The sequence below is a fragment of the Micromonospora sp. AMSO1212t genome, assembly GCF_008868145.1.
Lineage (GTDB): Bacteria > Actinomycetota > Actinomycetes > Mycobacteriales > Micromonosporaceae > Micromonospora > Micromonospora tulbaghiae.
In genome coordinates, this window is sequence record NZ_WBKS01000185.1 from 1 (window position 1) to 8467 (window position 8467).

The 8467-nt window shown below is 74.5% G+C and carries 10 protein-coding genes; 9 read left to right on the forward strand and 1 reads right to left on the reverse strand.

The window, feature by feature from the left end; all coding sequences use genetic code 11:
• Positions 1-1045 (forward strand): aminotransferase class I/II-fold pyridoxal phosphate-dependent enzyme (locus F8279_RS28010; RefSeq protein WP_151501544.1); only part of this gene is annotated, 1045 nt, incomplete at its 5' end.
• 50 nt (positions 1046-1095) lie between these two features.
• Positions 1096-1794 (forward strand): UdgX family uracil-DNA binding protein, encoded by a 699-nt coding sequence (locus F8279_RS28015; protein WP_151501545.1) that lies wholly within the window; start codon positions 1096-1098, stop codon positions 1792-1794.
• Between the two features lies 1 nt (position 1795).
• On the opposite strand, the gene F8279_RS28020 is transcribed toward F8279_RS28015, so the two are convergent.
• On the reverse strand, positions 1796-2452 hold the full coding sequence (locus F8279_RS28020; protein WP_151501546.1) for a 4a-hydroxytetrahydrobiopterin dehydratase: 657 nt from the start codon (positions 2450-2452) through the stop codon (positions 1796-1798).
• Between the two features lie 83 nt (positions 2453-2535).
• On the opposite strand from F8279_RS28020, the gene F8279_RS28025 reads away from it, so the two are divergent.
• The 7 genes from F8279_RS28025 to F8279_RS28055 form a co-directional block, all read left to right on the forward strand.
• Positions 2536-3063 carry a hypothetical protein gene (locus F8279_RS28025; protein ID WP_151501547.1) on the forward strand — a complete coding sequence of 176 codons (528 nt, stop codon included), beginning with the start codon at positions 2536-2538 and terminating at the stop codon, positions 3061-3063.
• A 20-nt stretch (positions 3064-3083) separates the two neighbouring features.
• Positions 3084-4226, forward strand: coding sequence for an acyl-CoA dehydrogenase family protein (locus tag F8279_RS28030; RefSeq protein ID WP_151501548.1), 1143 nt, complete (start codon positions 3084-3086; stop codon positions 4224-4226).
• 69 nt (positions 4227-4295) lie between these two features.
• Positions 4296-5594 carry an MFS transporter gene (locus tag F8279_RS28035; protein WP_151501549.1) on the forward strand — a complete coding sequence of 433 codons (1299 nt, stop codon included), beginning with the start codon at positions 4296-4298 and terminating at the stop codon, positions 5592-5594.
• 4 nt (positions 5595-5598) lie between these two features.
• A complete protein-coding gene (locus F8279_RS28040) occupies positions 5599-5799 on the forward strand; it encodes a DUF3046 domain-containing protein (RefSeq protein ID WP_030504158.1) in 201 nt (66 codons plus the stop codon).
• 185 nt (positions 5800-5984) lie between these two features.
• On the forward strand, positions 5985-7034 hold the full coding sequence (gene recA, locus F8279_RS28045; protein ID WP_073830227.1) for a recombinase RecA: 1050 nt from the start codon (positions 5985-5987) through the stop codon (positions 7032-7034).
• 11 nt (positions 7035-7045) lie between these two features.
• Positions 7046-7738, forward strand: coding sequence for a regulatory protein RecX (locus F8279_RS28050; RefSeq protein WP_091419853.1), 693 nt, complete (start codon positions 7046-7048; stop codon positions 7736-7738).
• Between the two features lie 49 nt (positions 7739-7787).
• Positions 7788-8467: 3-keto-5-aminohexanoate cleavage protein (locus F8279_RS28055; RefSeq protein ID WP_151501550.1), on the forward strand; the 680-nt coding region annotated here is incomplete at its 3' end.

Genomic DNA, 8467 nt, shown 5'->3' on the forward strand with positions numbered 1-8467 from the left:
CCTCTCCGCCGGTCAGCCCGACCCCCGGCTGCTGCCCCCGCTCGGGCCGCACCTGGCCGCGCTCGCCGCCGAGATCGGACCCCCCGGCGGGTACGCGACCGACGCCGTGCTGCCCGACCTGGCCGCCCTGGCCCGGGACCGGCTCGCCGCGGACGGGGTGCCGGCCGCCGAGCTCACAGTCACCGGCGGCGCGCTCGACGGCATCGAACGGCTGCCCGCCGCCCACCTGCGCCCCGGTGACGCGGTGGCGGTGGAGGACCCGGGCTGGGCCAACCTGCTCGACCTGATCGCCGCGCTCGGGATGCGTACCGTCGGGGTGCCGGTGGACGACGAGGGCCCCACCGCCGGCGGCGTCCGGGCGGCACTCGCCGCCGGGGTCCGGGCGCTCGTGGTGACCAGCCGGGCGCAGAACCCGACCGGCGCGGCCGTCTCCGCCGAGCGGGCGGCGGCGCTGCGGACGCTGCTCGACGGCCGCGCCGACCTGCTGCTCATCGAGGACGACCACGCCGCCGAGCTGGCCCGCGTACCCCTGCACCCGCTCGCCGGGGCGACAGCCGCGTGGGCCTTCGTCCGCTCGGTGAGCAAGCCCTACGGGCCCGACCTGCGGCTCGCGGTGCTGGCCGGCGACGAGGCCACAGTGGCCCGGGTGGCCGGGCGGGCGCGGGTCGGTGCCGGCTGGGTCTCCACGGTGCTGCAACGCCTGGTCGTGTCGCTCTGGCGCGACCCGGCCACCGCCGAGCTGGTGCGGCACGCGGCGGACAGCTACGACCGGCGGCGCGACGGGCTGGTGGGCGGGCTCGCCGCGCGCGGGGTGGCCGCGCACGGGCGTACCGGGATCAACGTCTGGGTGCCGGTGCCCGACGAGACGGTGGCGGTCACGACGCTGCGCGACGCCGGCTGGTCGGTGGCCCCCGGCGGGCTCTACCGGATCGCCGGGGCCCCCGCCGTGCGCGTCTCGGTCAGCGCGCTCGACGAGGCGGACCTGCCCGCGCTCGTCGACGTGACCGCCCGCGCCGCCCGGCCCACCCCGACCTTCACCGCCTGATCGCGGCAAGCGCTCGCGTGGGCGGCGGCCGACGGGGTAGAACGGTCGGCATGGCCGAGACCGAGAGCGCCCCCGGAGCGCAGGAGTTCATCCCGCCGTCGGCGGACACCATCGACGAGCTGCGCGCCGCCGCGGGCGGCTGCCGGGGCTGCGAGCTGTACCGGGACGCCACCCAGACCGTCTTCGGCCGCGGCGGCGAACACGCGCGCGTGGTCTTCGTCGGCGAGCAGCCGGGCGACATCGAGGACCAGAAGGGCCTACCGTTCGTCGGCCCGGCCGGACGGCTGCTGCGCAAGGCCGTCGACGACGCCGCGCTCGACCCCGCCCAGATCTACCTCACGAACGCCGTGAAGCATTTCCGGTTCGAGCTGCGCGGCAAGCGGCGCATCCACCAGACCCCGGACCGGGTGCACGTCACCGCCTGCCGGCCCTGGCTCGTCGCCGAGTTCGCCCGGCTGCGCCCGGAGATCGTGGTGGTGCTCGGCGCCACCGCCGCCAAGGCACTGCTCGGCCCGTCGTTCCGGGTGACGAAGCAGCGCGGCGAACTGATGCCCTGGCCCGCCGCCGCCCAGCACCCGGAGGACTTCGAGCGGGTGCCGGTGGACCGGGCCGGCGCGGTCGCCGACGCCCCGGCGGCCCGGCTGCTCGCCACCATCCACCCGTCCGCGGTGCTGCGCGCCGACAACCAGGACGTGGCCTACGAGGGCCTAGTCGCCGACCTGAAGGTGGCGGCCAAGGCGCTGCGCTGAGTCAGGAGCGCTGCTGCCAGGTGCAGAGACAGACCCGGTTGCCGTCCGGGTCGGCGAGCACCCAGAAGCTCGGCGCCTCCGCGTCGCTGACCAGCGTGCCGCCCGCCGCCAGCGCCGCAGCGATCCGTGCGTCCACCTCGGCCGGGTCGACCCACACGTCCGGGTGCCACCGCTGCCGGGGCTCGTCCCGGCCGGAGCGCTGGAACCACACGGTCGGCAGCACGCCGTCCGGGTCGCGTACCTCGTCGGCGTCCGGGGCCGGGCCGGGCGGCGCGCCCCACGCCAGGACCGCGCGCCAGAACGGCAGCACGGCCGCGTGCTCCGGGGTGTCCAGCGCGAGTTCCAGGCGGGCCAGCCCGGCCGCCGACAGGGTCAGCCCGGCGTCGGTGGCCAGCGCCGAGATCGTCCGGGCCAGCCGCAGGTCACGCTGGGTCACTCCACCCGCGTCGTGCGACCAGAGCCGCACGTCCACATGGGTGTAGCGCAGGTCCAGGTCCGGATGATGGTCGACCCGCTCGGCCTCCGCGCCCACCGCGGCCACCAGCGCCAGTCCGGCTGCGAAATCGGGGGTACGGATGCGCGTCTGCAACGCCCCCAGCAGGTACGTCCACCCGTCCAGCCCGGCCTCGGCGACCTGTTTCCCCGTGAGTGTGCTCATCCGGCCATCCTGACGTGCTTCCCTTCCGCCCGCCACCGTCCACAGGGGGAACACGGATCGACACGCAGGGATACGATCCGGGCATGGCCGAGCCCCGACCTCGTGTGTCGCTGTTCCGGTACGGCGCACCCGGCCCGTACGTGGTCTCCGTGCTGATCGCCGGCCTCCTGTGGCTGCCCATCCGGCTCTGGGAGCGGGACGGGTCCGTTCCGGCCGCGGTGGTCGAGGCCGGCCTGAACGCGGTGATCTGGGGGTTCGCGTTCTACTTCACGCTGAGCCGGTTCGGGAAGCCGCGCCCCGCCGAGGCGGACCGGGCCGCCGCCTGGGCGGTCACCGAGGCCGCGCTGCGCCGGGGCGAGCCACCCGCCGACGAGGCGGCGCGCGCGGCGGTGGCGGACAACCTCCCCGCGATACGCCGGGGAGCGCTGTTCGGGGCGGCCGGTGGCGTGGTGTTGCTCGGCCCGCTGATCGTGCTCGCGATCCGCGGCGGGTGGGAACTCGCCGCCGTCGGGTTCGGGATCGTCCTGGTCGCGGTGCTGGCCGAAGCCGTGCGTACCGGCCGCCGTGAGCGCCGGCTGCGAGCGGCGCTCACCCCTGTCCAGGGCGGGTGAGCGGTGCCAGACTGGCCGCCATGGAGCAGCATCTCTACGAGCCCGTCCACGACGAGTTCCGTGACCTGTGCCGCCGGTTCCTGACCCGGGAGGCGGTGCCGCACCACGAGCGCTGGGAGGCCGACGGGATCGTCGACCGGGAGGTGTGGCGGGCCGCCGGCGCCGCCGGGCTGCTCGGCCCGGACGTCGATCCCGAGTACGGCGGCGGCGGGCAGCGCGACTTCCGGTTCAACGCGGTGCTCGACGAGGAGATCGTCGCGTCCGGGTGCACCGGTCTGGGGTTCGGGCTGCACAACGACGTGGTGGCGCCGTACCTGACCGAGCTGACCACCGACGACCAGCGCAAGCGGTGGCTGCCGGGCTTCTGCTCCGGCGACCTGGTCACCGCGATCGCGATGAGCGAGCCGGGCGCGGGCAGCGACCTGGCGGGCATCCGCACCACGGCGGTCCGCGACGGCGACAGCCTGGTCCTCAACGGGCAGAAGACGTTCATCACCAACGGTGAGATGGCCGACCTCGTGGTCGTGGTGGTCAAGACCGCGCCGGACCAGGGCGCGCACGGGGTGAGCCTGGTCGTGGTGGAGGACGGCACGCCGGGCTTCAGCCGGGGCCGCCGGCTGGCGAAGGTCGGGTTGAAGGCCAACGACACCGCCGAGCTGTTCTTCGACGACTGCCGGGTGCCGGCGGAGAACCTGATCGGCGCCGAGAACCAGGGCTTCTACCACCTGATGGCCAACCTGCCCCGGGAACGGCTGAGCATCGCCGTCGCAGCGGTGGCGGCCTGCGAGAAGCTGCTCGCGCTCACCGTCGAGTACGCCCGCTCCCGCGAGGCGTTCGGGCGGCCGATCGGCCGGTTCCAGCACAACCGGTTCCTGCTGGCCGAGCTGGACACCGAGATCACCATCGCGCGGACGTTCGTCAACCACTGCGTCACCGAGTTCAACGCGGGCCGCCTGTCGGTGACCGACGCGGCGAAGGCCAAGTGGTGGACCACCGAGTTGCAGACCAAGGTGGCCGACCGGTGCGTGCAGCTGCACGGCGGCTACGGCTTCATGGCGGAGTACCCGGTGGCGAAGGCGTGGCTGGACAGCCGGGTGCAGACCATCTACGGCGGCACCACCGAGATCATGAAGGAGATCATCGGCCGGGGCCTCGGCCTGTAGCGAAACCGGGTTGCCGGTCGAACGGACCGGCGGGAGAGGATGGGGCATCCGTCCTCACCAGGAGCGCGCATGTCCACCGACCTGACCGCGCCGGCCCCGCCCCGGCCCGACGTCGCCGGCATCCAGCGGCGTACCGTCCGGCTGCTGTTCCTCACCCAGATCATCGGCGGCATCGGCGTCACCATCGGCATCTCGGTCGGCGCGCTGCTCGCCGCCCGGGTCGCCGGCACCGCCCTGGCCGGGCTGGCGCAGAGCGCCGGTGTCGTCGGCGCCGCGCTGCTCGCCATCCCCGTCACCCGGCTCATGACCGCGCGTGGCCGCCGCCCGGGGCTGGTCCTCGCGTACCTGGTCGGCGCGGTCGGCGGCGTGCTGGTGGTGGTCGCCACCGTCACGCGCCTGGTGCCGTTGCTCTTCGTCGGCATGCTGCTGTTCGGCGGCGGCACCGCGGCCAACCTCCAGGCCCGCTACACGGCGGTGGACCTGGCCGAGCCGCAGCGCCGGGGGCGGCAGCTCTCGCTGGTGGTGTGGGCCACCACGATCGGCGCGGTGGCGGCGCCGAACTTCGCCGCGCTCGCCGACGACACCACCCGGGGCTGGGGCCTGCCGGCGCTGGCCGGCCCGTTCGCCTTCAGCGCCGTCGCGTTCATGCTCACCGCCGTCGTACTCCTGGTCCTGCTCCGGCCGGACCCGCTGCTCACCGCGCGCCGGCTGACGGCGGCCGAGCCGGCACCCGGCGCCGCGCCGGCGGTCGCCCGCCGCGGTGGCATGGTCGCCGCGTGGCGCACGGTACGCGGGCGGCCGGCCGCCCGCCTCGGCATCGCCGCGGTGGCGGTGGGGCACCTGGTGATGGTCGCTGTCATGTCGATGACGCCGGTGCACCTCGGCGAGTGGCACTCCGACGAGGACGTGCTGCCCGTGGTCGGCCTGGTGCTCAGCCTGCACATCGCCGGCATGTACGCGCTGTCGCCGGTGGTGGGGTGGCTCACCGACCGGGTCGGCCGGCGGCCGGTGATCCTCGGCGGGGTGGCGCTGCTGCTGGCCGCGTGCGCGGTGTCCGGCACCGCCGGGCACCACACGCCGCTGCTGTCGGTGGGGCTGACGCTGCTCGGGCTGGGCTGGTCGGGCACCATGGTGGCGGGCTCGACGCTGCTGTCGGAGTCGGTGCCCACCGCCGACCGGCCGGGCGTGCAGGGCCTGTCCGACCTGCTCATGGGGCTGGCCGGGGCGGGCGCGGCGGCGGCGAGCGGGTTCGTCATGCGGGCCGTGGGGTACCCGACGCTCACCCTGCTGTCGGCGATCGCGGTGGTGCCGCTTGTGGCGCTGGCGCTGCGCCGTACCGGCACTGCACCACTCGACGAGGAGGACTGAACACGTGCGGCTGACCGACTTCTGGACGCGGCTGGAGGAGGCGTTCGGCCCGGGGTACGCGGCCAGCATCGCCAGGGACCAGGTGCTGTCCCAGCTCGGCGGGCGGACCATCGAGCAGGCCCTCGCCGCCGGTGAGCAAACGCACGTGGTGTGGCGTGCCGTGGTCGCCGCCTATCCGGACCGGGTGCCCGCCCGACTACGCTGAGCAGCCTTTTCGTCGATCCCGCGTGTCGCTTGCCCAGTCGTACACCTGTTCGGCTATTGTCCACAGCGGGGTGCTCGTCCACAGCTCACGGCCCGTCGGCTGGTTTTCTGTCGGACCCAGCGCCTAGCGTGTCCCGCGTGACGCGAAGCTCAGGAAAGACGCCGGCGAAGGCAGGGGTGGCAACGATGGCAGCAGGGCCTGACCGGGAGAAGGCGCTCGACCTTGCTCTCGCTCAGATCGACAAGCAGTTCGGCAAGGGTTCGGTGATGCGCCTGGGGGAGCGGCCCGTCGTGCAGACGGCTGTCATCCCGACCGGCTCCATCGCGCTCGACGTGGCGCTCGGCGTGGGCGGTCTGCCTCGCGGCCGGGTGGTCGAGATCTACGGTCCGGAGTCCAGCGGTAAGACCACCGTCGCCCTGCACGCGGTGGCGAACGCCCAGCGCGCCGGCGGCATCGCCGCGTTCATCGACGCCGAGCACGCGCTCGACCCGGAGTACGCACGGGCCCTCGGCGTCGACACCGACGCCCTGCTGGTCTCCCAGCCGGACACCGGCGAGCAGGCGCTGGAGATCGCGGACATGCTGGTCCGCTCCGGCGCGATCGACATCATCGTGATCGACTCGGTGGCGGCCCTGGTGCCGCGCGCCGAGATCGAGGGCGAGATGGGCGACAGCCACGTCGGCCTCCAGGCCCGGCTGATGAGCCAGGCGCTGCGGAAGATCACTGGTGTGCTCAACAACACCGGCACCACCGCGATCTTCATCAACCAGCTCCGCGAGAAGATCGGCGTGATGTTCGGCAGCCCGGAGACCACCACCGGTGGTCGCGCGCTGAAGTTCTACGCCTCGGTCCGGCTCGACGTGCGCCGCATCGAGAGCCTCAAGGACGGCACCGACGTGGTCGGTAACCGCACCCGGGTCAAGGTCGTGAAGAACAAGGTCGCCGCTCCGTTCAAGCAGGCCGAGTTCGACATCATGTACGGCAAGGGCATCTCCCGCGAGGGCTCGCTGATCGACGTCGGCGTGGAGCAGGCGATCATCCGCAAGTCCGGCGCCTGGTACACCTACGACGGTGACCAGCTCGGCCAGGGCAAGGAGAAGGCCCGCGAGTTCCTCCGCGAGAACCCGGACGTGGCGGCCGAGATCGAGAAGAAGATCCTGGAGAAGCTCGGCGTCGGCACCGGCGGTGCCGGTGACGCCACCGGTGGCCCGGAACTGCCGCCGGTCGACTTCTGATCCGCTGATCCGTGGCAGGACGACGCGCCCGTACGGGCCGGGGCTGGGATGCCGGCCCACCCCGTGCGGGCGACGCCACAGGTACGCCCCGGCCTCGCCGGGGACGCCGTGACCGCGCGGCGGAGCCCGATGCAGGGGAGGCTCCGGCTCCGCCGCGCGACGAGGCCGAGGTGGCCCGGGAGATCTGCCTGCGGCAGCTCGCGGCGCGCCCGCGTACCCGGGCCGAGCTGGCCGGCGCGCTGGCGCGGCGCGGCATCTCCGAGGAGGTCGCCGAGCAGGTCCTCGACCGCTACGACGAGGTCGGCATCGTCGACGACGCCGCCTTCGCCCGCGCCTGGGTGAGCAGCCGGCACAACAGTCGCGGGCTGGCTCGCCGTGCGCTCGCCAACGAGCTGCGCCAGCGCGGCGTCGACGGCGAGGTGGCAGGCGCGGCCCTGGACGGGCTGGACGAGGAGACCGAGGCGCAGACCGCCCGCGCCCTGGTGGAGCGCAAGCTGCGCAGCACCCGGGGTGAGCCCGACGCGGTGTTCCGGCGGCTGGTCGGCATGCTGGCGCGCAAGGGCTACCCGGCCGGGGTGGCGATCCGAGCGGTGAAGGACGCGCTGGCCGCGCAGAGCGCCGAGGCGGCCGAGTTCGCCGAGCACATCGACGCCGACGCGATGGCCGACGCCGAGAACGACCTCGACTCCCGCCGGCTCGACTGACCGCCGGCCGCCCTCGTCGCGGCCGCCGACCCAGGGGAGGCACACACCGGTGCTGAAGGCGTGTCTCAACGGCACAAGACGGCGGGACGAGCACCCCGCCGTTCCGCTCACCCCGGCCGAACTGGCCGCCGACGCGGTGCGCTGCGCGACCGCCGGGGTGGCGGCAGTGCACGTGCACCCGCGCGACGACAGCGGCGCCGAGTCGCTCGACCCGGCGGTGATCGCCGCGGCGGTCACCGCCATCCGGGCCGCCCGTCCCGGCCTGCCGGTCGGCGTGAGCACCGGCGCCTGGATCGTCCCCGACCCCGCCGAGCGGGTCGCCGCCGTCCGCGCCTGGACGGTGCTGCCCGACTTCGCCTCGGTCAACGCCCACGAGCCCGGAGCGGCCGAGGTCGCCGCCGCCCTGCACGAGCGCGGCGTGATGGTCGAGGCCGGCCTGTGGACCCTGGCGGCGGTCGACGCCTGGCGCCGCTGGTCCACGCCCACCGGTCGGATCCTCGTCGAGTGCATGGCCGAGCAGGTCGAGACGGCGCTCGCCGACGCTGCCGCGATCCTCGGCGCGCTGGCCGGCGAGCGCCCACCGGTGCTGCTGCACGGGGAAGGGTCGGCCACCTGGCCGGTGTATGCCGAGGCGGTCCGGCGGGGTCTGCACACCCGGATCGGCCTGGAGGACACGCTGCTGCTGCCCGACGGCGCCCAGGCCCCCGACAACGCCACCCTGGTAACCAC

What these genes read in the sequence shown, in the direction of transcription:
- F8279_RS28015 (WP_151501545.1), top strand. Translation starts at nt 1,096, where the DNA reads ATGGCCGAGACCGAGAGCGCCCCCGGAGCGCAGGAGTTCATCCCGCCG.
- F8279_RS28020 (WP_151501546.1), bottom strand. Translation starts at nt 2,452, where the DNA reads ATGAGCACACTCACGGGGAAACAGGTCGCCGAGGCCGGGCTGGACGGG.
- F8279_RS28025 (WP_151501547.1), top strand. Translation starts at nt 2,536, where the DNA reads ATGGCCGAGCCCCGACCTCGTGTGTCGCTGTTCCGGTACGGCGCACCC.
- F8279_RS28030 (WP_151501548.1), top strand. Translation starts at nt 3,084, where the DNA reads ATGGAGCAGCATCTCTACGAGCCCGTCCACGACGAGTTCCGTGACCTG.
- F8279_RS28035 (WP_151501549.1), top strand. Translation starts at nt 4,296, where the DNA reads ATGTCCACCGACCTGACCGCGCCGGCCCCGCCCCGGCCCGACGTCGCC.
- recA (WP_073830227.1), top strand. Translation starts at nt 5,985, where the DNA reads ATGGCAGCAGGGCCTGACCGGGAGAAGGCGCTCGACCTTGCTCTCGCT.